This is a genomic window from Colwellia sp. C1TZA3 (assembly GCF_007954265.1).
GTDB lineage: Bacteria > Pseudomonadota > Gammaproteobacteria > Enterobacterales > Alteromonadaceae > Cognaticolwellia.
In genome coordinates, this window is record NZ_VOLS01000011.1 from 63070 (window position 1) to 85472 (window position 22403).

The 22403-nt window shown below is 40.1% G+C and carries 21 protein-coding genes and 1 tRNA gene; 17 read left to right on the forward strand and 5 right to left on the reverse strand.

Annotated elements, in window-relative coordinates:
• The first annotated feature begins 307 nt into the window (after positions 1-307).
• On the forward strand, positions 308-457 hold the full coding sequence (locus ESZ39_RS17730; protein WP_191321708.1) for a hypothetical protein: 150 nt from the start codon (positions 308-310) through the stop codon (positions 455-457).
• Between the two features lie 520 nt (positions 458-977).
• Here the strand turns inward: ESZ39_RS17730 and ESZ39_RS05315 are convergent.
• Positions 978-1053 (reverse strand) — tRNA-Arg (locus ESZ39_RS05315).
• Between the two features lie 131 nt (positions 1054-1184).
• Complete coding sequence (locus ESZ39_RS05320; protein ID WP_146878746.1) at positions 1185-2348, reverse strand: flagella assembly protein FlgT; 1164 nt, start codon at positions 2346-2348, stop codon at positions 1185-1187.
• A gap of 424 nt (positions 2349-2772) precedes the next feature.
• On the opposite strand from ESZ39_RS05320, the gene ESZ39_RS05325 reads away from it, so the two are divergent.
• Both ESZ39_RS05325 and ESZ39_RS05330 read left to right on the forward strand, forming a co-directional pair.
• Positions 2773-3411 carry a FlgO family outer membrane protein gene (locus ESZ39_RS05325; RefSeq protein ID WP_146878748.1) on the forward strand — a complete coding sequence of 213 codons (639 nt, stop codon included), beginning with the start codon at positions 2773-2775 and terminating at the stop codon, positions 3409-3411.
• A gap of 34 nt (positions 3412-3445) precedes the next feature.
• A complete protein-coding gene (locus tag ESZ39_RS05330) occupies positions 3446-3910 on the forward strand; it encodes an LPP20 family lipoprotein (protein WP_223270245.1) in 465 nt (154 codons plus the stop codon).
• A gap of 73 nt (positions 3911-3983) precedes the next feature.
• Here ESZ39_RS05330 and ESZ39_RS05335 read toward each other — a convergent pair whose 3' ends face one another.
• From ESZ39_RS05335 to flgA, 3 genes are all read right to left on the reverse strand, one after another.
• The gene (locus ESZ39_RS05335; RefSeq protein WP_146878752.1) at positions 3984-4415 is read right to left on the reverse strand and encodes a flagella synthesis protein FlgN; all 432 of its coding nucleotides are present in this window, start codon (positions 4413-4415) and stop codon (positions 3984-3986) included.
• A 25-nt stretch (positions 4416-4440) separates the two neighbouring features.
• Entirely contained in the window at positions 4441-4755 is a 315-nt protein-coding gene (gene flgM, locus ESZ39_RS05340) for a flagellar biosynthesis anti-sigma factor FlgM (protein WP_146878754.1), read from the reverse strand.
• Positions 4756-4829: 74 nt separating this feature from the next.
• The gene (gene flgA, locus ESZ39_RS05345; RefSeq protein WP_146878756.1) at positions 4830-5522 is read right to left on the reverse strand and encodes a flagellar basal body P-ring formation chaperone FlgA; all 693 of its coding nucleotides are present in this window, start codon (positions 5520-5522) and stop codon (positions 4830-4832) included.
• Between the two features lie 187 nt (positions 5523-5709).
• Between flgA and ESZ39_RS05350 the strand changes: the two genes are divergently transcribed.
• The 14 genes from ESZ39_RS05350 (at position 5710) to ESZ39_RS05415 (ending at position 22094) form a co-directional block, all read left to right on the forward strand.
• Positions 5710-6645: a chemotaxis protein gene (locus tag ESZ39_RS05350; RefSeq protein WP_146878757.1), complete on the forward strand. Its 936-nt coding sequence runs from the start codon at positions 5710-5712 to the stop codon at positions 6643-6645.
• Between the two features lie 39 nt (positions 6646-6684).
• Positions 6685-7515 (forward strand): CheR family methyltransferase, encoded by an 831-nt coding sequence (locus ESZ39_RS05355; RefSeq protein WP_262984481.1) that lies wholly within the window; start codon positions 6685-6687, stop codon positions 7513-7515.
• 64 nt (positions 7516-7579) lie between these two features.
• On the forward strand, positions 7580-7978 hold the full coding sequence (flgB, locus tag ESZ39_RS05360; protein WP_146878759.1) for a flagellar basal body rod protein FlgB: 399 nt from the start codon (positions 7580-7582) through the stop codon (positions 7976-7978).
• Between the two features lie 2 nt (positions 7979-7980).
• Positions 7981-8400 carry a flagellar basal body rod protein FlgC gene (gene flgC, locus ESZ39_RS05365; protein ID WP_146878761.1) on the forward strand — a complete coding sequence of 140 codons (420 nt, stop codon included), beginning with the start codon at positions 7981-7983 and terminating at the stop codon, positions 8398-8400.
• Between the two features lie 18 nt (positions 8401-8418).
• Positions 8419-9108, forward strand: coding sequence for a flagellar hook assembly protein FlgD (locus ESZ39_RS05370; protein ID WP_146878762.1), 690 nt, complete (start codon positions 8419-8421; stop codon positions 9106-9108).
• Positions 9109-9137: 29 nt separating this feature from the next.
• A complete protein-coding gene (gene flgE / locus ESZ39_RS05375; protein WP_146878764.1) occupies positions 9138-10541 on the forward strand; it encodes a flagellar hook protein FlgE in 1404 nt (467 codons plus the stop codon).
• A 2083-nt stretch (positions 10542-12624) separates the two neighbouring features.
• A complete protein-coding gene (gene flgF, locus ESZ39_RS05380; protein ID WP_146878766.1) occupies positions 12625-13368 on the forward strand; it encodes a flagellar basal-body rod protein FlgF in 744 nt (247 codons plus the stop codon).
• A 22-nt stretch (positions 13369-13390) separates the two neighbouring features.
• Positions 13391-14179 carry a flagellar basal-body rod protein FlgG gene (gene flgG / locus ESZ39_RS05385; protein WP_146878768.1) on the forward strand — a complete coding sequence of 263 codons (789 nt, stop codon included), beginning with the start codon at positions 13391-13393 and terminating at the stop codon, positions 14177-14179.
• A gap of 64 nt (positions 14180-14243) precedes the next feature.
• Entirely contained in the window at positions 14244-14903 is a 660-nt protein-coding gene (gene flgH, locus ESZ39_RS05390; RefSeq protein ID WP_411266857.1) for a flagellar basal body L-ring protein FlgH, read from the forward strand.
• A 12-nt stretch (positions 14904-14915) separates the two neighbouring features.
• Positions 14916-16010 (forward strand): flagellar basal body P-ring protein FlgI, encoded by a 1095-nt coding sequence (locus tag ESZ39_RS05395; RefSeq protein WP_146878772.1) that lies wholly within the window; start codon positions 14916-14918, stop codon positions 16008-16010.
• A gap of 16 nt (positions 16011-16026) precedes the next feature.
• Positions 16027-17019, forward strand: coding sequence for a flagellar assembly peptidoglycan hydrolase FlgJ (gene flgJ / locus ESZ39_RS05400; RefSeq protein ID WP_146878773.1), 993 nt, complete (start codon positions 16027-16029; stop codon positions 17017-17019).
• 114 nt (positions 17020-17133) lie between these two features.
• Positions 17134-19146 carry a flagellar hook-associated protein FlgK gene (flgK, locus tag ESZ39_RS05405; RefSeq protein WP_146878775.1) on the forward strand — a complete coding sequence of 671 codons (2013 nt, stop codon included), beginning with the start codon at positions 17134-17136 and terminating at the stop codon, positions 19144-19146.
• An 8-nt stretch (positions 19147-19154) separates the two neighbouring features.
• On the forward strand, positions 19155-20357 hold the full coding sequence (flgL, locus tag ESZ39_RS05410; RefSeq protein WP_146878777.1) for a flagellar hook-associated protein FlgL: 1203 nt from the start codon (positions 19155-19157) through the stop codon (positions 20355-20357).
• Between the two features lie 354 nt (positions 20358-20711).
• Complete coding sequence (locus ESZ39_RS05415) at positions 20712-22094, forward strand: flagellin (protein ID WP_146878779.1); 1383 nt, start codon at positions 20712-20714, stop codon at positions 22092-22094.
• The last annotated feature ends 309 nt before the right edge of the window (positions 22095-22403 follow it).

Here is a 22403-nt window from a genome sequence, read left to right on the forward strand (position 1 = left end):
GCATTTTTCTATGATTATTTTCAACTTAGCTATATTTATATACCTTAAGGCTTAATTAGCTGTTTTAACTGCCATGGTATTTACCCTTATTACGAGTTTAATCTGAGCTATAAGTATGAGTAATAAATCTGCAGTATATATTTGGTGATTAAATCTACAATAAAAGTTGAATTGAGCAAGTAAGATCTTGAAATTAAAATTAAGATCCTATAGTGTTAAATAGTTGTATGTAAAAATAAAAATAAAAACTTAATAAAGGTATGCAACCTAACATAAGAAGACATACAACCTGACATAGGATTAATTAATGAACAGCTCGTCGTCACGTGGAATTAAGCTGACTACGGTAATATTAGCGGTATTAGTATTAGCCATATCAGCATTGCTGAGCAGCGGCTCAGCAGCCGACGACAAGGACGTTGTAAGAGAAAAAACAGATACTGAACTAGTAAATTAGCTCACTAAATAATAAAAACCTCGCAACTGCGGGGTTTTTTTATATAAAGAATATTGTGTTATACCAATTTGATTAATTAAGTGACCACCTTTTTCATGAGGAAAAAGGGATAAATACAAGGCATAAAATTTAGTCAGTAGTTATTCACCTTATAAATTTCATAACGCTGTAGTTATTCATTTTAACCATTAAAAATAATCATGCAATTAATCAACTTGGCATTATGTGACGGCGATAAGACGATAATGTGTGATGGAGCAGGATGTCAGACTAGCAGGATAAGAGCACGAGTAAAGGGTGTATGGATTATTGTGCTGATAGGATGTCAAAACCAAGGGTATAAAATTTACCTTGTGTCGTGCGGAGCGCCTGTAAACCTGAGACCTTGCTAATATATTAGCGGTTTTGTTATTGATAAGAGCTTTATCTAAACCTCAGGTAAAATCAAATAACCTGCTATATAATTTTGATATGGGCGGTTATAAAGCGCTTGCTCAAACAAGTTGGTATAAATAATTGCTGGCGTCCCCACCAGGACTCGAACCTGGAGCAGCAGCTTAGGAGGCCGCAGTTTTATCCAGTTAAACTATGAGGACACAATGCAAATAATTATGTAGCTAGCATATGCTACAGCTATTTTATAAATTAGTATTCAAAAAAATACACTTTATATCTGATAATTAACTATTTAATTAATAACAATAACTTTTAGGGTTTATCAAATTTTTTAATATCTTACCGCCAAGTCGTTAATTTGGATGTTGTCTAATATATGCTGCTCAGTGGTGCTTGCGTGGGCACTGTCTTGACTGACAGAAGTTACAATAACTTTATAAGGGCTGATATTAAAGCCTGGATAAGAGCGCTTATCATCACTAATAAAATTATTTAAATGCAGTAATGAGAATTCATCACCTACTTTAACCCCATGTCTTTTCCCTAAATTAAAAGTCAGTGAGTTACCCTGCACTTGCACAATTCTGCCCTGGGTCGGTTGACACATCATGTTCTCATCAATATCACTGACCATATTGTCTAAGGTTAAACTAATTTTTTGGCCGTACTCGCTTTGCCAAAAATTATAGCTAGTAACGTCAACTTGTTTGCGTTTATCGAATTGCCAAGGTGCAGAGCTTTGATAGTGTTTAGTCAAAACTCTTTCACCCGTGGTGCCATCGTGAATATAAAGTGCAAGATTAAATTGGCGTTGATAGACGTTTGTTTGCCAAAACTGCCAGTTATTATTTTCGTCGTTCGCTAGCGAGAGATCCTGAATTTCTGAAAACAAAACATATTGGCTATCTGTCATATTGGCTAATGACATGGTTAAGTTTTTTAAGCTTTGGCTTTGCAAGCTTTGGTTATAACGTGAAAACTCTGTTTTAGTTTGCAAGGCCAGTTTAGTCTCCAAATAAATACCTTGCTGCTGTATTTTATTCGCAAGTTGTTGGATTAAGGTGCTATCAATAGCGTAGATGCTACCAATATTAGCTTGTTCGCGGTGTAGTATATTGCTGCGCGTTAACAGCATAGATTTTTTATAATCAGCCGCGAAGCACTTTTTTTCTTGTGGAAAAATATCAGCCCGAATGGTGACCGTGACCAAGTCGTCGCTATAGTGTTCACTGATCAGCTCTAATGAATTGACACTGCCACTGGCGCGAATGCTAATTTCGTCTTGGGTTAGTAAACCATTAACCACCTGTTGAACACTTGATACTGAGGCACCGGCAACCAGTAAGGCTTTTTTTAACGCATTGTGCACAGCCTGCGTTTTTGCTGTTTTGCTATCAGCATTTTTTATGCTCGCCACACCTCGTGATTCATACCATTGTCCGACACTAGCGCTACTATAGATAGCAAAGCAAAGGCAAAATAAACTTAAGCGCATAAAGGTCTCTTTAATATAGAATCGATTTCTTATTTTGAATATGCAGGTTTTGTGCCTATTTAAAAAATAAGTTCAACTCAAGGTAAGTAAAGTGTTTCAATAAGCGACTATCGTAGCTTTTAACTTGCTATAACTTGCTTATAAGAACACATAAAGCTGGCTCTATTGGGCATTAAAATATATATGGCTTAGTACGAAACAGCTATTGAAGAGAAATTAGTGTTGATAGTGACAAAAATCAGTGCTGAAAAGTAAAAATATTAATTAACAGAATAATTACGTTAATACGATGGCGGCTAATCTGCTGGTATGGTTTTAACCTAACCTGCATTACGCCAAGTTGGCTGAAATAAAATATTGGCGCGGATCCTGCTTTAGTATTTTTATTAATTTTATGACATTAGCATTAATTGAGGAGAGCTTAATGAAAAATTGGCTTATAGCAATCATAATACCGGCAGTGATGTCGTGTTCTTTGACAACCAAGGACGACTTTTATCGATCCTCTTATGCCGATAAACAAGAAATTGACAGTTTTAAGTTACCTCGTCATGCGATAAATGACCTAGTTAAAGGCCTCGCGTATCAAATGTTGGAAAGCAGCACGTTTGTTAATCCCAAAACGCCAATTGCTGTTGCGTCATTTGTAGATTTAAAAAATTTAGAATCAACTAACTGGCTAGGTAATCAACTGTCAGAAAGTTTTATCCATGAAATGCAACGACATGGCTTGGTTGTTATTGACTTTAAAACCACTGGACATATTCGTGTAACGGCCGACGGTGATTATGTTTTCAGTCGCGATTGGAAAGAATTGCCGGAACGTCAGATAATTGACTATGTTGTTACAGGCACCATGATGCAACAAGATGAAGGGGTGTTAGTCAACGCGCGTATGATTGGCATGCAATCTCGTGTGGTGGTTGCCACGGCGCAGTCTTTTATTCCCGCCTGGGTTGTTGGCGATGACTTTAATCGCCAAAAAAATGTTAAAATAAAAGATGGTATGATCTTGCGTGACAGCACCAAGCTAGTTGACGATGCGCGTGCAATTGCGATATAAAAGTAATGTTATTAAACAAATGTCGAAGGTGAATATGAATACTTTACGTAATAGTATCGGGTTTTTTTTAAGTGCTTTAATGTTGAGCGCATGTTCTTCGGTGTTTGATAAACAGGTGGAATGGCAAAACGTTAAACCGGAAACATTTCCTGTATTAACTGCTATTGGGCAAGCACCGATTAGTTTGCAGAATTCTCAAAACAAAACCCAGCGTATGCTAATGGCAATGAAAGCTTCAAAAATGGCTGCTTATGCCGAGTTAGCTGAACAAGTTTATGGTCAAAATATTAATGCTAGCACCACCATGGCTAATTTAGTGCTTAATAATCAACAATTACAGGCATCAGTACGAGGTATTATCCGTGGCGCGAAAGTCGTTAAAAGTTATCCGGTGGGTGACAGTTATACCACTGAGCTGAGTTTAGACTTTAAAGATGTTTATGAAATTTATAACGCGACGGCTAATCGCAAAGAAATAAAGCATATCTCATATTACTAGTACTATTGCATTGCGCTGCGATCACATGGATGTAAAGGGGCAGTGATTATAAAGTAAAAGTACATCTAGAAAACTAAGCTTTTATACCCAAGCTACTGAGTCCGCCAGAGGTTTTACCTTTACTATTATAGGTCATGGATGACTTATTATGGTTTTCCAATAACGAAGTTTTCATACGTTCAACAGATAATTGTGATTGATGAATGATCAGGCCATTAATTTGGTTCTGCTTTTTACAGCGTACTAAGCTCGCTGCAATATCTGATAATGCCGTGGTGAACTTACCCGCTAATTTTTCTTGTTTGAATTCAAAGCTTTGACCAATGGCATTGTCAATTTTTTGAATGGCCAAGAGCAAGTCATTTTTTTCTGCGGTGAGGTGAATAAGTGCATCAGGATTTTGCTGCTGCAGCACATCTTTCTCAGTGTCTAATAACGCCTCTAATTGCGTCAATTGCGATAATTGTTGAGAAACCAATTGTTGCGGTGTTATTTTTTCAGACACTTACACACTCCACTTTATTAGCAAGTTAGCCAAGTTCAAACTCAAAATTGGCAATACTTGCTGCTAGTTTTTCTGGATTTATTTTATAATCGCCAGAGGCAATAGCACTCTTTAACTCAGCAATTTTTTTCTCATTGATTACCGGCGAATCAGCGGCTTGTTTTTGCAGTTCATTCATTTGTTTTGCTTGCGGGGTAATTGATACCGAATCACGCGTTGCCAATTTAGCTTGTTGCGAGGCATTACTGCTTTCGCTAACTTGCTGTTTGGTCTGAACTTGCTGTTCAAGTTTTTGTTTTACTTGATTGGTGTTATTCAAGTTATTGATATTAATAGCCATTATTGTATCCTACTTACAACAGTTATTGGTTTCTAAGCTTTTATCGGCAAAACAGCGGAAAACTTAAGCAATTATTATAAATTAATTATTACTTGGTTAATAGCGTTAACTTGCCCTTGCACTACGCGACCAGACTTCCTATTTCGCACCGATATTATTTCGCCTAAACTACCGTCATTTAAGGCAATGCCAAAAGATTTAATTTCAAAAACTTCTGACTTAGCAATAATATTCACCGGTTCGCCTTTACAGACAAAACAAGTGTTTTTATTGGTAATAGCACTACCTTGGGACAAGTTTCTTTTTGTGCGAGCACCAATCACAATTTTTGGATCGGTAAGCACTGTGCCCCGTATCTGTGCGTTATCTTTAAAGATAATCTCGATATTGGTGTTACTGAGCAAAGTGCCTTTGTTTATTCGCATTTGCGTGACCAATACCGGTACAATTGTGTGAATTTTTACGGGGATATACAACTGCCAAGATTCTTTGTCAGGACAAACAATTTTAACATTTACGTTTCTACCGATATGCTTTTCAGGTATATTTGCCGCTAATGGCAATAAACAAGGCTGTAAGGTAATTCGGGGATCTATCTCAGAAACTTCAATCCTCAGTTTTCCTCGAGCAGGTAAACTGACATTATCTTCAACATAGGATTTGATGAAGTTATAGAGATAATCACGATCGAATGTCATGGCCGAACTAGCGCTAATACTGGCGAAATAAATAAGGGTGATTGTTACTACTATCTTTAATTTGTTCATAAGTTATATCTGACTGCTAGGGAAATAAAAATACACGTCCAAACTTAATTAAGTTTAACGCAATACAATTTAGCACGAATAACGTCAAAATATTTACGTTGTCGGTGCAATGGTCGTGGTTTAAACAATAAAACAATCAAGAATCGTGCCTTTGTTATATTTTCATCGGCATAGAAAAGAGGTTTTCATGGCAAGTATATTAGACACAGTTAATCAGCGTACCCAATTAGTGGGCCAGAACCGACTGGAGTTGTTGTTATTTAAACTCATTGGTAAACAGCGTTTTGGTATCAACGTATTTAAAGTGCGTGAAGTTATGCCATGTCCTAGGTTGACGGTATTACCTAAGCAAAATAAATTTGTTAAAGGTGTGGCTCATATTCGTGGCCAAACCATTTCGGTTATTGATCTGAGTAAAGCCACGGGTGGTCCGGCAATTGTGCAAACAGAAAGCAGTTTTGTCATTATTTCTGAGTACAACCGAACTGTGCAGGGCTTTCTTGTTGCCGGTGTAGAACGCATTGTAACCTTGAGCTGGAAAGACATTATGCCACCGCCAGAAGGTGCGGGAAAGTTAAGTTACCTTACGGCTGTGACCAAAATTGACGATGAACTCGTATCGATTCTTGATGTTGAAAAAATTCTTAATGAAATTAATCCCATTTCAACAGAATTAAGTGAAGGCGTCGCTGATGCAAGCGTTGGAGAGAGCATTGGTGAACGAGTGATTATGATCGCTGATGACTCAACTGTGGCACGAAATCAAGTTAAACGTGCTCTTGAACCTTTGGGTTTAACCATGCTGTTAGCAAAAAATGGTCAAGAAGCTCTGGATCAATTACAGGAAATTTCTGAAGGGTGTCAAGATAGTATCACTGAAAAAGTCGCTTTGTTGATTTCTGATATTGAAATGCCAGTAATGGACGGTTACACCTTAACGGCAGAAATTAAGCAAAATGATCGCATGAAAGCTATGCCGGTTATTTTGCATACGTCACTCAGTGGTGTTTTTAATAATGCCATGGTGGAGAAAGTAGGGGCTGAAGATTTTATTCCTAAATTTCATCCTGACGAGTTAGCAACGGCGGTTAAAAAGTGGTTGAAGCATGATGACATTGCTTAATCTTGGTTTACAGTGTTTCAATAAGGTGGACTACAGCTAGTGTTAACTAAACAACTTGATGATAAAAGTTATTATCAATTTAGAATGTTTCTAGAGCAACAATGCGGCATTGTCTTAGGTGAAAGCAAGCAGTACCTGGTGAAAAGTCGCCTGGTACCCCTGATGGCAAAATTTGAGGTTGCGTCTTTGTCTGAACTGGTCGCGCAAACACTCAACCCGGTTAAACGACAATTGCGCGCGGCAGTAATTGATGCCATGACCACAAATGAAACACTCTGGTTTCGAGACGGTTATCCTTTTGAATTATTGAAAAAAAATTTACTGCCAAGATTTAAAGGCCAGCGAGCACCCTTAAAAATTTGGTCAGCAGCAAGTTCATCAGGACAAGAGCCGTATTCAATTGCTATGGCGGTTTATGAGTTTCAACAAAGCAACCCGGGCGCATTTCCTGGCGGTGTTCAAATTATTGGCACTGATATTTCTAACACCATGTTAGATCATTGCAAGCATGCTCATTATGACAGTTTAGCTTTATCACGGGGCTTATCTTTAGAGCGGCAACGACTGTTCTTTGAAAGTAGTGGTAATGGCATGCTAAAGGTGAAAGACGTGATTAAAAAAATGGTCAATTTTCGCCAACTTAACTTGTTAAATAGTTATAGTTTAATGGGACGTTTTGATTTGATTTTCTGTCGTAACGTCTTGATTTACTTCGCTCCTGAGCTAAAGTCAAAAATAATTTCTCAAATATACAGCAGCTTGAATAAAGACGGTTATTTATTTCTTGGTGCCTCAGAATCCCTATCTGGTATTAGCCAAAATTTTAATATGATCCGCTGTAATCCTGGTATTGTTTACCAAAAAAAATAACCTTTTTTATCACTTTGGCATAAATATTGAATAAATACCTCCATTCTTCTGGAGGTATTTTTTTATGGCTATTAGTTTTGATAAAGCATTCGGCATTCACCCGCAAGGTTTACAGTTGCGCGCTCAACGCGCTGAACTTATTGCCAGTAATATTGCCAATGCTGATACACCAGGCTACAAAGCCAAAGGTATGGATTTTAAAACTGCATTAGCACAAGCCGCCTCAAAACAACAAACCGGTATGACTCGCACCAACGACAAACATTTTGATGTCCGTATGCAGCTTAATAACGGTGTTGGTTTTCGCATACCTGATCAAGCCGATACCGGTGACGGTAACAGCGTAGATGTACAAGTGGAACGAAACTTGTATCTAGAAAACTCTATGGAATATCAAGCAAGTCTGCAATTTCTTAATAGTAAAATTAAAGGCTTGAAAAAAGCAATCACTGGAGGGCAATAATAATGAGCCTATTTAATGTATTTTCTATTTCTGGTTCAGGCATGAGCGCACAATCGGTACGCTTAAATACCACTGCTAGTAATATTGCTAATGCTGATAGTGTCAGCAGTAGTGTCGACAAAACATATCGTGCCCGCCATCCAGTTTTTGCCGCTGAGATGCAAAAAGCTGCCGGTGGACAAAATGAGTCGGTAGGCGTGCAAGTGCTAGGTGTTGTTGAAAGCAATAAGCCACTGAATGTTGAATACGCCCCTGACCATCCCATGGCCGATGGCGAGGGTTACATTTACAAGCCGAACGTTAACGTTATTGAAGAAATGACTAACATGATTTCAGCTTCTCGTTCATACCAAACCAATGTGCAATTAGCGGAGTCAGCAAAAAACATGCTGAATAAAACGTTAACGCTTGGTCAACGCTAAGGTTAAATAGGACTTATCATGGAAACAGTATCTGGCTCTAGCCCATTAGATAATATTCGTTGGCAACAAGAGAATTCAACTCCTGAGACTGACGACGCACGCGGTATGCTAACGCAGGAAGATTTTTTCGCGTTGCTCACCCAAGAGCTTTCAAATCAGGACCCAACTAAACCGGTTGAAAACAATGAGATGATATCTCAGATGACCGCATTTTCTACCACTGATGGCGTAACAAAGTTAAACGATCAATTTTCCAGTTTTGCTGCTTCAATGTCGTCTAGTCAAGCCCTGCAAGCATCATCGCTGGTTGGTCGCAGTGTTTTAGTTGAAGATAACGTCTTTGGTATGGAAGAAGGTCAAGCGGTAAAAGGCAAGCTAGTGACTGACCAAGCGGCAAGTAATGTCAATATCTACGTAGAAAATGTTGCTGGGGAAGTTATTCAAACCGTGCCAGTGGGTAACGTAGCCGCAGGTGAATCCACCTTTACTTGGGACGGCAAAGATAGCAATGGCGAACCTGCACCAGAAGGGGCTTATCGTTTTCGTGTTGCCGGCTTAGTCGATGGTAATGCATCAGAATTACAAGCGATGACTTATCGTAAAGTAGACAGTGTCACTTTGGCTGGCAACGGCGGAAGTATTTTATTAAACCTTAACGGTGGTAGCACCATGAAACTTGCCGACGTAGTAGAAGTTTCTCAAGGTTAATTAAACAGTTTTTTGTATGAGGTCAAATTATGTCATTTAATATAGCATTGAGCGGATTAAACGCAGCTCAGAAAGATTTAGATATTACATCCAACAACATTGCCAATGTTAACACCACTGGCTTTAAAGAATCACGTGCAGAGTTTGTTGACGTTTATGCAGCTTCACTTTTATCAGCGGGTAAAACTAAAGTGGGTGACGGTGTTTTGACGGCTGACGCGGCGCAACAATTTTCACAAGGTAGCATTAAATTTACCAATAATGCTTTAGATTTGGCGATTACGGGTAACGGATTTTTTGCCACAGTACCCGATGTTGGTAGTTTAGAAACCTCATATACCCGAGCGGGTCAGTTTAAACTGAACCAAGAGAACTTTATTGTTAACTCGCAAGGTGGACACTTATTAGGCTTTCCGGTTAATGCCGACGGTACATCGTCTTCAGTAAGTTTAAGTACTGCTGAGCCTATTCGTATTCCAACCGCTTCAGGTGCGCCAGAGAAAACCTCAGAGGTTGATGTGCGAATGAATTTACCGGCAGGTGATCCTTATATTTTATCAGCGCCAGGAAATTTTGACCCAAGTGATCCATCAACATTTAATCATTCAACATCAACAACGATATTTGATTCATTTGGTGACAGTCATATTATGACTTATTACTTTGTCAAAGATAACCCAACTACAAATCCCAATCAGTGGATGATGTTTACCGCTGTTGATGGTGAAATGGTTGATTTAGAGGCTGATGCTGCACAGAACAACCCTATTGCCGGGTCAGCGTCTGGACCGTTATCCGAGCGCATATTACCAGCACCCTATGATGGCACAGAGACTGGTGTTGTTGGTGCGAGGTTAACATTTAATTCATCAGGTGATCTTACTGGCTTGGTGCCAAGCTTAGCTGAGGGTGGACTGAATACTCGTGCACTGGGCGCGGTATTCTCAAATGGCGCAGATCCTACTCAGGCGATTAGTGTTAATTTTAATTTAGATACCTTAGGTCCTAATTTAAATACACCAACGCAGTTTGCTTCCAACTTTGAAGTAACCTCTTTACAACAAGATGGACTAGCCGTTGGTCGACTAACCGGCATTGATATCGGCGGTGATGGCTTGGTAAAAGCAATATACAGTAATGGTACTTCAGAGCCGTTATCACGTATTGCAATGGTAAATTTTGCTAACGAACAGGGCTTAAAGCAACTTGGCAGTACCGGCTGGAAAGAAAGTATTACCTCTGGAGAAGCGCTAGCGGGTGAAGCGGGCGCAGGTACCTTTGGTTCGATAAGCTCTTCAGCATTAGAGCAATCTAATGTTAATTTAACCTCTGAGTTAATTGACTTAATTTCGGCTCAACGAAACTTCCAAGCTAACTCTCGAGCACTTGAAGTTGATAATCAGTTAAACCAAACGATTTTACAAATTCGTTAACCTCAATAGCGGATAATTAATATTAACCAATAAATTAATTGATTATGGTTAAGCGATAATTATTTCGACCAATGAGTTATAAAAGCCAGATAATCATAAATGAATATCTGGCTTTTTTATGCCCAGACCTTTTTTTCCACTAGGTTATACCAAGTTCGCTGCAGGGTTGACGGACTGAAGTCCGACCGACAAAAAAATCGCCGAAGGCTACATTATTCCTTGTAGCTTTATGTAGCTTGGTGTTGATTCTGTGTAGGCTTTATGTAAGTTGGACTTTAGTCCATCAGGTTTTAACTACAGCAGTTATTTTAAAGATAAACCGCTATTATTTTATGTGTCTGTCTGGTCTTCGAACATCAGCTTTTTTGTTCGCTACAAGGTTGACGGACTGAAGTCCGACCGACAAAAAATCGCCCAAGGCTACACTATTCCTTGTAGCTTTATGTAGCTTGGTGTTGATTCTGTTTAGGCTTTATGTAAGTTGGACTTTAGTTCATCAGGTTTTAACTACAGCAGTTAGATTAAAGATAAACCGCTATTATTTTATGTGCCTGTCTGGTCTTCGAACATCAGCTTGTTTGTTCGCTGCAGGGTTGACGGACTGAAGTCCGACCGACAAAAAATCGCCCAAGGCTACACTATTCCTTGTAGCTTTATGTAGCTTTATGTAGCTTGGTGTTGATTCTGTTTAGGCTTTATGTAAGTTGGACTTTAGTCCATCAGGTTTTAACTACAGCAGTTAGTTTAAAGATAAACCGCTATTATTTTATGTGCCTGTCTGGTCTTCGAACATCAGCTTGTTTGTTCACTGCAGGGTTGACGGACTGAAGTCCGACCTACAAAAAATCGCCCAAGGCTAAACTATTCCTTGTAGCTTTATGTAGCTTGGTGTTGATTCTGTGTAGGCTTTATGTAAGTTGGACTTTAGTCCATCAGGTTTTAACTACAGCAGTTAGTTTAAAGATAAACCGCTATTATTTTATGTGTCTGTCTGGTCTTCGAACATCAGCTTTTTTGTTCGCTGCAAGGTTGACGGACTGAAGTCCGACCGACAAAAAATCGCCCAAGGCTACACTATTCCTTGTAGCTTTATGTAGCTTTATGTAGCTTTATGTAGCTTGGTGTTGATTCTGTTTAGGCTTTATGTAAGTTGGACTTTAGTTCATCAGGTTTTAACTACAGCAGTTAGATTAAAGATAAACCGCTATTATTTTATGTGCCTGTCTGGTCTTCGAACATCAGCTTGTTTGTTCGCTGCAGGGCTGACGGACTGAAGTCCGACCTACAAAAAATCGCCCAAGGCTACACTATTCCTTGTAGCTTTATGTAGCTTTATGTAGCTTGGTGTTGATTCTGTGTAGGCTTTATGTAAGTTGGACTTTAGTCCATCAGGTTTTAACTACAGCAGTTATTTTAAAGATAAACCGCTATTATTTTATGTGTCTGTCTGGTCTTCGAACATCAGCTTTTTTGTTCGCTACAGGGCTGACGGACTGAAGTCCGACCGACAAAAAAATCGCCCAAGGCTACACTATTCCTTGTAGCTTTATGTAGCTTTATGTTGCTTGGTGTTGATTCTGTGTAGGCTTTATGTAAGTTGGACTTTAGTCCATCAGGTTTTAACTACAGCAGTTAGATTAAAGATAAACCGCTATTATTTTATGTGTCTGTCTGGTCTTCAAACATCAGCTTTTTTTTTCGCTGCAGGGTTGACGGACTGAAGTCCGACCGACAAAAAATCGCCCAAGGCTACATTATTCCCTGTAGGCTTTATGTAAGTTGGACTTTAGTCCATCAGGTTTTAAATACAGCAGTTAGTTTAAAGATAAACCGCTATTATTTTATGTGTCTGTCTGGTCTTCGAACATCAGCTTTTTTGTTCGCTACAGGGCTGACGGACTGAAGTCTGACCGACAAAAAATTATAATTAATGTCATTAAAAATGGCTTATCAACAGTAAAATTAAAAGCTATAGATTAAAACGCTAATGTCATTAGTCTGCACCTTATTACCGCTTCATAATTTTCTGGCACTTTATTTGCAACAGTTTCACTATTATTAATATTATTGAGTGAAGTTCATTATGGATAAGATGCTGTATATCGCCATGAGTGGCGCGAAACAAAACATGCAAGCCTTATCAGTGAATGCTAACAACCTCGCTAATGCCAAAACTACGGGCTTTAAAGCTGATTTAGCTAATGCTAGATCGATGCAAGCTTTTGGTGAAGGCATGCCTTCTCGGGTATTTTCAATGACCGAACGAGCAGGCCAAAACTTTGACAGTGGTGCTTTATTGACCACAGGTCGTGATCTTGATATTGCCATTCAAGGCCAAGGCTGGCTAACGGTACAAACTAAAGAGGGTGGTGAAGCCTATACCCGTAATGGTCAATTGAAATTGAATGATAACGGGGCACTTGAAACCTCAAGAGGTGACATAGTGGTTGGCGACCGTGGACCTATTTTCTTACCTTTGCCGGTGAGTAATATCAATATCACGGCTGATGGCACCATCATGGTTCAGCCTGAAGGAGCGCCAAGCTCTGCTCAAGAAGAAGTGGGTAGAATTAAATTTGTTAACCCAGATAGTCGCTTGCTAGAAAAAGGCAGTGATGGCTTATTTCGTCGTCAAGACGGCAACAATGAACCGGCCGATGTCAGTGTAAAAGTGGCGAGTGGGGCATTAGAGTCCAGTAACGTAAACCCTATTAGTGAAATGACCGATATGATCGCGCTGCAGCGTCAATTTGAAATGCAGTTAAAAATGATGAAAACCGCAGAAGAAATTGATGCGAGTGCCGCTTCATTATTAAAAGCGTTTTAAATAAAATTTTTTGAGGTGATGTATGAACCCAGCATTATGGATTAGTAAAACAGGCTTAGACGCGCAAACTAAAGAGATTGCGGTTATTTCTAACAACCTGGCCAACGCCAGTACCATTGGTTTTAAAAAGAGTCGAGCAGTATTTGAAGACCTACTTTATCAAAATATTAACCAGCCCGGTGGGCGTTCAGCACAAGACACCGAAATGCCGTCAGGGTTAATGTTAGGTGCGGGTACCAAAGTGGTGGCCACACAAAAAATTCATACCCAAGGTGACATGCTTAATACCGATAATTCGTTGGATATGATGATCCAAGGTGAAGGTATGTTTGAAATCTTAATGCCCGACGGCTCTTCTGCTTATTCGCGTAATGGCCAATTTACCATGAACGATGAAGGCAGCATAGTAACCCCAGGCGCGGGTTATTTAATGCAACCGCAAATAACCGTACCAGAAGATGCTTTGAGTATTATTGTTTCGCAAGACGGTGAAGTCTCTGTCACCTTGCAAGGGCAAGCTGAACCCGCAGTGGTTGGACAAATTAATACCGTTAACTTTGTCAACCCAACGGGGTTACAACCGATTGGGCAAAACTTATATATTGAAACAGCGGTAAGTGGTGCGCCACAAGAGGGTGTTCCGGGTTTAGAAGGTTACGGCATGATAGTGCAAGGTGCGTTAGAAACCTCAAATGTTAATACCACCGAAGAGCTAGTTAACCTGATTGAAAGCCAACGAGTTTATGAAATGAACTCGAAAGTAATTTCGGCGGTTGACGAAATGCTTAGCTACATTAATCAGCAATTATAACGTTGAGGAACCTATCATGAAAGGCAAACGCGCTTCGTTATTAACCACACTGTTTACGGTCAGCATGGTCACACTATTGTTTTCGGGTTGTGCCAGTACTAAACAGGAAAAAACATTGCCTAACGATCCTGACTTTGCGCCCATTTTACCAGAAATGGATGATAAGCCCTTAGTACCAACCGGCTCTCTTTTTAACATTAATTATGTTAATAATATCTATTCAGATTCTAAAGCGCATCGGGTTGGCGATATTATTTCAGTGATTTTAAGCGAAAGTACCCAAGCGCAAAAAAGTGCCAAAACAGAGTTTAAAAAAGCCAATAGTGCCACGCTTAATCCTATTACCGGCATTGGCGGGGCAGCGATAAATTTCAACAACAAGGCATTACAATTTGGTTATGACCAAAGCTCAGATTTTAAAGGTGATTCAAAAGCCAATCAGGGTAATAGTTTAGCGGGTAATATTTCCGTTCATGTCTTGAGAGTTTTACCCAACGGTAATTTGATGATCCGTGGTGAAAAATGGATGTCATTAAATAATGGTGATGAATATATTCGCCTAACGGGCATTGTTCGTTCACAAGACATTAGTTCAGGTAACACAGTTACTTCAAGTAAAGTGGCTAACGCCCGTATTGAATATGCCGGTACCGGTACCTTTGCTGACGTGCAAGAGCAAGGCTGGTTGTCGAAGTTTTTCAATAGTTCATGGTGGCCTCTTTAGTAGGATAATAGAATGAAAAAATATTTAGTTAGCTTGGCTTGTTTAACCTTAATGCTTTTATTGCCAGAGGCAAATGCCCAACGCATTAAAGACTTGGCTGATGTTGCTGGTGTGCGCAGCAACCAATTAATCGGTTATGGTTTGGTGGTAGGTTTGCCAGGTACGGGTGAGCAAAGCCCTTTTACTGAGCAAAGTTTTAAAACCATGCTCAGTAATTTTGGCATTAAAATGCCAGCGAATTTAAAACCAAAAATTAAGAATGTTGCTGCAGTGGCGGTACATGCTGAATTACCCGCCTTTGCAAAACCAGGGCAAACCATTGACGTGACCGTGTCGTCTATGGGTAGCGCACAAAGTTTACGTGGCGGTACCTTAATACAAACTATTTTAATGGGACTAGACGGCAATGCTTATGCGGTTGCCCAAGGCAGCTTAATTGTCAGTGGTTTAGGCGCTGAAGGCTTAGATGGCTCAAAAGTGATTGCCAATACACCGACCGTAGGTCGTATTGCCAATGGTGCCATGGTTGAGCGCGAAGTATTATCGCCCTTTGCCTCAGGTGACCATATTACTTTTAATCTTCATAATGCTGATTTTACCACGGCACAGCGCCTTTCTGACACCATTAACAACTTGATTTCTGGCTCAGCACGCGCCATTGACGCGGCGTCGGTACAAGTTAATGCACCTAGAGATGCTGCCGATCGGGTGAGTTTTTTGTCAGTACTAGAAAATTTAGAGTTTGAACCGGGTACACCAGCGGCAAAAATTATTGTTAATTCACGCACGGGTACCATTGTTATTGGTGCTGATGTTCGTCTATTACCAGCAGCAATCACTCATGGCGGTATAACGGTTACCATTAATGAAGTTGAAGCCGTTGCACAGCCCAACGCATTTGCCGAGGGAGTAACGGTGGCAACTAATCAATCGATTATCGATGTAGATAAAGATGACTCACGGATGTTTGTTTTTGATCCCGGCGTGACGCTAGATGCACTGGTGCGCGCTATTAACCAAGTAGGCGCTGGCCCTGGTGATGTTATGGCGATATTAGAAGCTTTAGATCAAGCCGGTGCCTTACGCGGAGATTTGATCATTATTTAATGAGCAAATAAAGCTTATGACAACACGTATTGCAGACGCCCAAAACTTTTTAGACGTAAACGGTTTAAACTCGATTCGCCAAGACGCGAAATCGGGTGATACCGCCAGTAAAAAAGATGCATTAGAACAAGCAGCTAAACAGTTTGAAGCGATATTTATGCAAATGCTGATGAAAAGCATGCGTAAGGCGCAAGCAGTGTTGGAGTCTGATAGCCCGTTTAATTCAGAATCGACAAAATTTTATCGTGATATGCATGACCAACAAATGTCGTTGGAATTGTCTAATAATGGTGCCTTAGGTCTTTCTGAACTTATTGTGCGCCAGCTAGGTGGAGACAGTGAAAATTTTACTCCACATAACATTTTACGCAGTGATGGCAACCTCGATAGTCGTGGCAGTCTGCGCATCAGTGAACCTGGATTGCTCAGCAATATAAGCACAGTCAAGGACTCGTCAGCGCATCAGGATCCTAACAAAGATCGTCAAACAAATGGCTCTATTGCCGCCCAAGCGGCAAGCATGATGCAAAGCCCGACATTTGCACAGCCAAAAGACTTTGTTAGCGCCTTAACCGCTGATGCTAAACGGGTGCAAGATAAAATCAATGTGCCTTTTGAGGTGGTGATCGCCCAAGCCGCATTAGAAACTGGTTGGGGTCAAAAAATAATCAAAACTGATGCCGGTGAAAGTTCAAATAATTTATTTAATATTAAAGCCGATAGCCGTTGGCCTGGCGAGAAAACCCACAAAGAAACCTTAGAGTTTGAAGATGGCGCTATGGTGAAAAAGCGTGAACCGTTTAGGGTTTACGAATCTATTGGTCAGAGTGTTGACGACTACTTAAATTTATTAACCAAAAGTGAGCGTTATCAAGGTGCATTAGAAAACTCAACAAATGTGGAGCAATTTTTGCATAACCTACAAAGTGCTGGTTATGCCACCGATCCTAATTACGCTAAAAAAATAATGGCAACACTTCGGACAGTAACCAGCTTGTTAGATAAGTAATAGCCATTGAGTTAAGCCATTGAGCTAGGTCAGTGAGCCATTATTTATTGCAATAGGTACAAGTTCATCAGTAATTTCACTGTTGAAATTAAAGTTACTGTAGGAGTTTAGGTTATGTCGGTTAATCTGTATCAAACTGGAGTGAGTGGTTTACTGTCCGCGCAGCAACAGTTGGGCACTACAGGTCATAACATTGCTAACGTCAATACCGAAGGTTATACCCGCCAGCGTGCTGAACAAGCTGCAGTGGCAGGATATTCTAATGGTAATAATTTTATTGGCGCGGGTACTTATGTACAAGACATTACTCGGCTCTACGATCAATTTTCCTATAAAGAACAATTACTCAATAAAAGTAACTTGGGTAATGCTGAGTCAATTAATGGTGACCTTAACCAATTAAATGAAATCATGTCATTTTCAAACGAAGCAATTAGCGGCTCTATTGATCGATTTTACCAAGCCGCTAATGGTATTGCTGACAACCCAAGTGATATTGGTCTACGTAATATTGCCCTTAGCCAAGCCAATGTATTAGCAAAAGATTTTAATAGCTTAAATGATAATTTAGACCAGCTTAAAAAATCAACTAATGGTGAAATTGAGCAAATGGCGACTAAAATTTCGCAAATTTCGCTTGATTTGGCCAAAGTTAATGAACAAATATTAGATAATAAAAATTTAAATCAAACCGGCCAACCCAATGATTTATTAGATAAACGCGACCAACTTGTTAGTCAACTGGGTGAATATACCTCAGTTAATACCATCGAAGATGCTAATGGCGTAATGACCGTTATGATCGGTAATGGCGCCACGCTTGTTGCCGGTACTACGCCTTTAACGGTTAGTGTGCAAGCGGGTGATCCCGACCCACTACAAACCACACTACAATTAAACAGCCGCAATGGCACCGTCGCACTTGACGGCACTAAGTTAGGTGGTGCTATAGCGGCCAAAATAGAATATCGTGATGAGCATGTCGCAAAAGCGCACAGCGAACTTAATCGCTTAGCCATGTCAGTGTCACAAACCTTAAATCAAACCCAAGCACAAGGGCTAGATTTAAATGGCAAGCAAGGCTTAGATGTTTTTACCGACATCAATACACCAACATTACAAAACTCACGCGTGTTAGCCTCATCAAAAAACTCAGGTAGTGTACAAGCCGGTATAAAAATCACTGATGTTTCATTGGTGCCTACTAATGAATTTACCGTTAAGCATGACGGCTCAGATTATATTATGACCAATGAGCTTAATGGTAGCAAAACGACTTTAGCGGAATCTTCACCAGGGTCTGGGGTTTACTCAACTGATTTTGGTTTTGAATTTACCGTTAATTCAGGCACACCGAATGCCAATGATAGTTTTACTCTGCGCCCAACCGAAAATAGCGCCGCCTTAATGCATGTCACGCTTAACGATCCAAAAGGCATTGCCGCAAGCTCTGCCATTGCGGTAGCGGCGAGTGATAATAACGTCAGTAATGGCGCGGTGAGTATCATTAATGTGACTGACCCAGAAGCTGCCCGCGCTTTTACCGAAGGCAGCAATACAAAATTAACCGTTGATGTGTATGAAGACCCACTTAATGTAGGCACTTTTGAATATCGAGTGTACGACGCAGCAAACCCGCCACCGGCGCCAGTATTAACCAGTGGTAACTTTAGTGCGGGCGCATCAAAAGTTATTGATATGCCACCATCGCCAGCAAGCCCTGCTTTTCAAATTGAAATAGCGGGCTCACCAGTTGGGCAAGGGCCATTTGCGCGTGAAAAATTTACCGTCTCAGACGTTTTTGGCTCAGGTAACGCCAGTAATGCCAGCATAATGGCAGCAACGCAAGAGCAACAAATTTTGAATGGCGGTAAACAAACATTTAACCAAGCATTAGCCACAGCCACCGCTGAGGTGGGCTCAAATGCCAGTTCAGCTGAATTTGTCGCTGACACCGCGCAGGCACTTTATACCCAAGCTTACAACCGCAATCAATCTAAGTCAGGCGTTAATCTTGATGAAGAAGCGGCGAACTTATTGAAATACCAACAAGCCTACCAAGCGTCGTCACAGATAATTTCAGTGGCAAATACCATTTTCGACACATTACTAGCGGCCACTAGATAGGAGTTATTATGCGCGTTTCCACAGCACAATTTTATATTCAAAGTGGCTTGAAAATGTCTAATCAGCAGTCTAGCGTTAACGAGCAAGTGAATCATATTTCGAGTGGTAAGCGGGTTATTACCGCTAAAGACGATGCCGTAGCTTACGGCACCTTAGCCGGTTATAAAAATGATCTAGCCAATATCGATAAGTACCAACGTAATATTACCCAAGCAGAAAATCACAACAGTTTAATCGATACCACGCTAGCGAATGCTGAAGGGACGATGAATGAGTTAAAAGATTTAATGCTACAAGCTAACAACGGTGCCTATTCAGCAGATGATCTTACCGCTATCGGTCAACAGGCCAGTCAAAGCTTGCAGCAAATACTCGCTATTGCCAATACCCAAGATCAATCGGGCAGTTATGTTTTTGCCGGTTATCAAATTGATGATGCGCCGTTTGCCTTACAAGCCGATAATTCGGTGAACTACATAGGCGATAATGGCGTTAGAGAATTGCAAATAGCAAAAAATGTGAGCATCGCCACTAATCAAAGTGGCGAACAGGTTTTTGAAAAAGTGCCTAATGCTATTGGTGACTTCTCTGCTACTTATAATAGCAATAGCTCAGGCATAGCGGTTGAGAGTGCTGTTGTCGCCGATGCTAGAAATTATAATAGTGCCGCAAATCCAGCAGATTTTACTGTTAACTTTAATACGGCTACTGACTTAACCATTACTGACGGTGCCGGTAACGTAACAAATATCGCGGGTTATGCTCCAGGGCAAACCATTGCCTTTAACGGTATTGAGGTTAAGTTAAGCGGCAACCCATTGCCGGGTGATAACTTCTCGCTAACGCCAGAAGAAAATGTGGGTGTTTTTGACAGCATAAAATCTGCCATTGACTGGATTAATAACAAGGCTAGTGGCGGGGAAGACCCACAAGTACAAGTTGACTTTAATCGAATTCTTCAGCAATTAGGTGATTCGATTAATCATTTAACCTCTAGCCGCGCCGAGTCAGGTATTAACTTACAAGTAATTGACCGTCAAAAAAGTAACCATTTAGATACCGAGTTGTATTTAACCTCAGGTAGATCATCAATTGAAGATTTAGACTTTGCCAAGGCTATTTCTACGTTCGAACAATCAAAAGTAGCGCTACAAGCCGCTCAGCAGACCTTTACTCAAGTACAGGGCTTAACTTTGTTCAATTATATTTGATAACACTTTTACGCACTATTCCAAGCAAGATTTTAAGTATTATTGAATATAAAACTTGGCGTTTAGGTTAGGTTACTCAATTTTGGTACAGATGTTGCTTTAGTTAAAGTAGTGAGCATAAATACAAAAAATAAAAGAAAAACTGGCGGTTACAGGTTGTAAAGCTTAACCGCAACAATCATGGCTATTAAGGCCAATGAAGCCCAAAGGCATTGCATAAGTTGTTTTAGCATTAATAAGTTTTAGTAATGATAAAAACCGGCTGAAATATACAGTGTTGGCAGTTTGAATATATAACGTAAACCAACTAACACTTAGCAATGTTAAAAATAATTTAATTTTTAGGAGTCTATCATGGCCTTATCAGTAGTAACCAACACGGCATCATTGAATGCTCAGCGTAACTTAACTAAATCTAGTAATGACCTAGCCACCTCAATGGAACGTTTATCATCAGGTATGCGTATTAATAGTGCTAAAGATGACGCGGCCGGTTTACAAATCTCAAATCGCCTAACTACACAAATTAATGGTTTAGCTGTCGCACAGCGAAACGCCAACGACGGTATTTCAATGGCGCAAACGGCTGAAGGGGCAATGTCAGCCTCAACCGATATTTTACAGCGTATGCGTGAATTGGCATTACAATCTGCGAATGGCTCAAACTCAGCAGACGACAGAGGGGCACTGCAAAAAGAAGTGTCAGCTTTACAGTTGGAATTAACACGTATCGCTGATACTACTTCTTTTGGTGGTCAGCAATTACTTAATGGAGATTTTGGTACTAAACAGTTTCAAGTAGGCTCTAATGCAAATGAAACTATTTCGGTTTCTCTTGGTGATATATCATCAGACGCTATTGGTCAAGATTCTTTAACTACTGGTGGCACCCTTTTTGGTGACCCAGGAGCAATAGCTGGAACAACGTTCAGTAATTCAACAGGTACTACTACTAATATATCGGGAAACAAAGGTAGTTCTGGTGACGTAGATACGTCAGGTAATAATGCCCAACAATTAGCTGAGGTTCTTAATGCTCAAAACACCGGTGTTAAAGCGGAAACTAATATAACCGCAAAAATAGACGGGTTAACTTCAGCTGATACAGGTACGTTGACTGTCGGTACTGATACTTTTGATTTATCTACTTACAATGGGAGTTTAACCGAGTTGGCGTCAGATTTAGGAAAGTCTGGCTATGATGCAACGTTTGATTCAACTACCAATGAAGTGACTATAAATGCAACAGGCGTAGCTGGTATTTCGCTGGTTGGTGATGCTGCTAGCACAGCAGAATTAGATGGTCAAATTGGTAATGCTACTGGTGCAATTAAAGACTCAACAATAAGTTTAACATCAAGTTCAAGCTTCACGGTTGCTAACACAGCAGAGTTTGCTACTGTGGGTAACTCCGCATTAACTAAAGTTTCAGACGTCGATTTGTCAACTCAGGCGGATTCACAAAGTGCCTTAGCTGTTATAGATGCCGCACTTGCTTCCATTGATGAGGGGCGTGCTGACTTAGGTGCGGTGCAAAACCGTTTTGATTATACCATCAGTAATTTATCTAACATCCAAGAGAATGTATCAGCTTCACGTGGTCGTATTCAAGATACTGATTTTGCGATAGAAACAGCTAACTTGACTAAGAACCAAATCTTGCAACAAGCAGGTACCTCAATTTTAGCGCAAGCTAATCAAATACCCCAGGCAGCAATAAGTTTAATTGGTGGTTAATAAAACATAACAATAAAGTTTAATAGATAAGCCATCACTTGTTAGTGATGGCTTTTTTTTGTCTGCATTTAAAAAAGGTATATTGTTGCTTTGTTGTGATTTACAGCTCACTTATAAACAATGTTAGGGACCTATACGTTACCTTAAGAAAAGATCACGACATCACCATTGCAAAATCGGGTGAGTAATATATTTTTAATTATTAACCGGTCATATTTTTGTATAAAAACATTAAAGTTATTTTAAGACCTGCCGTTAAAGTAATTAGCACGGGGCTTAATGAAGAAAATAAAAGCTCCGAAGTTTAAA

Bases quoted from the DNA above. Each gene is read 5' to 3' on its own strand.
- ESZ39_RS05350 (WP_146878757.1), top strand. From the start codon at position 5,710: ATGGCAAGTATATTAGACACAGTTAATCAGCGTACCCAATTAGTGGGC.
- flgL (WP_146878777.1), top strand. From the start codon at position 19,155: ATGCGCGTTTCCACAGCACAATTTTATATTCAAAGTGGCTTGAAAATG.
- flgC (WP_146878761.1), top strand. From the start codon at position 7,981: ATGAGCCTATTTAATGTATTTTCTATTTCTGGTTCAGGCATGAGCGCA.
- flgF (WP_146878766.1), top strand. From the start codon at position 12,625: ATGGATAAGATGCTGTATATCGCCATGAGTGGCGCGAAACAAAACATG.
- ESZ39_RS05370 (WP_146878762.1), top strand. From the start codon at position 8,419: ATGGAAACAGTATCTGGCTCTAGCCCATTAGATAATATTCGTTGGCAA.
- flgE (WP_146878764.1), top strand. From the start codon at position 9,138: ATGTCATTTAATATAGCATTGAGCGGATTAAACGCAGCTCAGAAAGAT.
- flgH (WP_411266857.1), top strand. From the start codon at position 14,244: ATGGTCACACTATTGTTTTCGGGTTGTGCCAGTACTAAACAGGAAAAA.
- ESZ39_RS05330 (WP_223270245.1), top strand. From the start codon at position 3,446: ATGAATACTTTACGTAATAGTATCGGGTTTTTTTTAAGTGCTTTAATG.
- flgM (WP_146878754.1), bottom strand. From the start codon at position 4,755: ATGGCTATTAATATCAATAACTTGAATAACACCAATCAAGTAAAACAA.
- flgG (WP_146878768.1), top strand. From the start codon at position 13,391: ATGAACCCAGCATTATGGATTAGTAAAACAGGCTTAGACGCGCAAACT.
- flgA (WP_146878756.1), bottom strand. From the start codon at position 5,522: ATGAACAAATTAAAGATAGTAGTAACAATCACCCTTATTTATTTCGCC.
- ESZ39_RS05320 (WP_146878746.1), bottom strand. From the start codon at position 2,348: ATGCGCTTAAGTTTATTTTGCCTTTGCTTTGCTATCTATAGTAGCGCT.
- ESZ39_RS05415 (WP_146878779.1), top strand. From the start codon at position 20,712: ATGGCCTTATCAGTAGTAACCAACACGGCATCATTGAATGCTCAGCGT.
- flgB (WP_146878759.1), top strand. From the start codon at position 7,580: ATGGCTATTAGTTTTGATAAAGCATTCGGCATTCACCCGCAAGGTTTA.
- flgK (WP_146878775.1), top strand. From the start codon at position 17,134: ATGTCGGTTAATCTGTATCAAACTGGAGTGAGTGGTTTACTGTCCGCG.
- ESZ39_RS05395 (WP_146878772.1), top strand. From the start codon at position 14,916: ATGAAAAAATATTTAGTTAGCTTGGCTTGTTTAACCTTAATGCTTTTA.
- flgJ (WP_146878773.1), top strand. From the start codon at position 16,027: ATGACAACACGTATTGCAGACGCCCAAAACTTTTTAGACGTAAACGGT.
- ESZ39_RS17730 (WP_191321708.1), top strand. From the start codon at position 308: ATGAACAGCTCGTCGTCACGTGGAATTAAGCTGACTACGGTAATATTA.
- ESZ39_RS05325 (WP_146878748.1), top strand. From the start codon at position 2,773: ATGAAAAATTGGCTTATAGCAATCATAATACCGGCAGTGATGTCGTGT.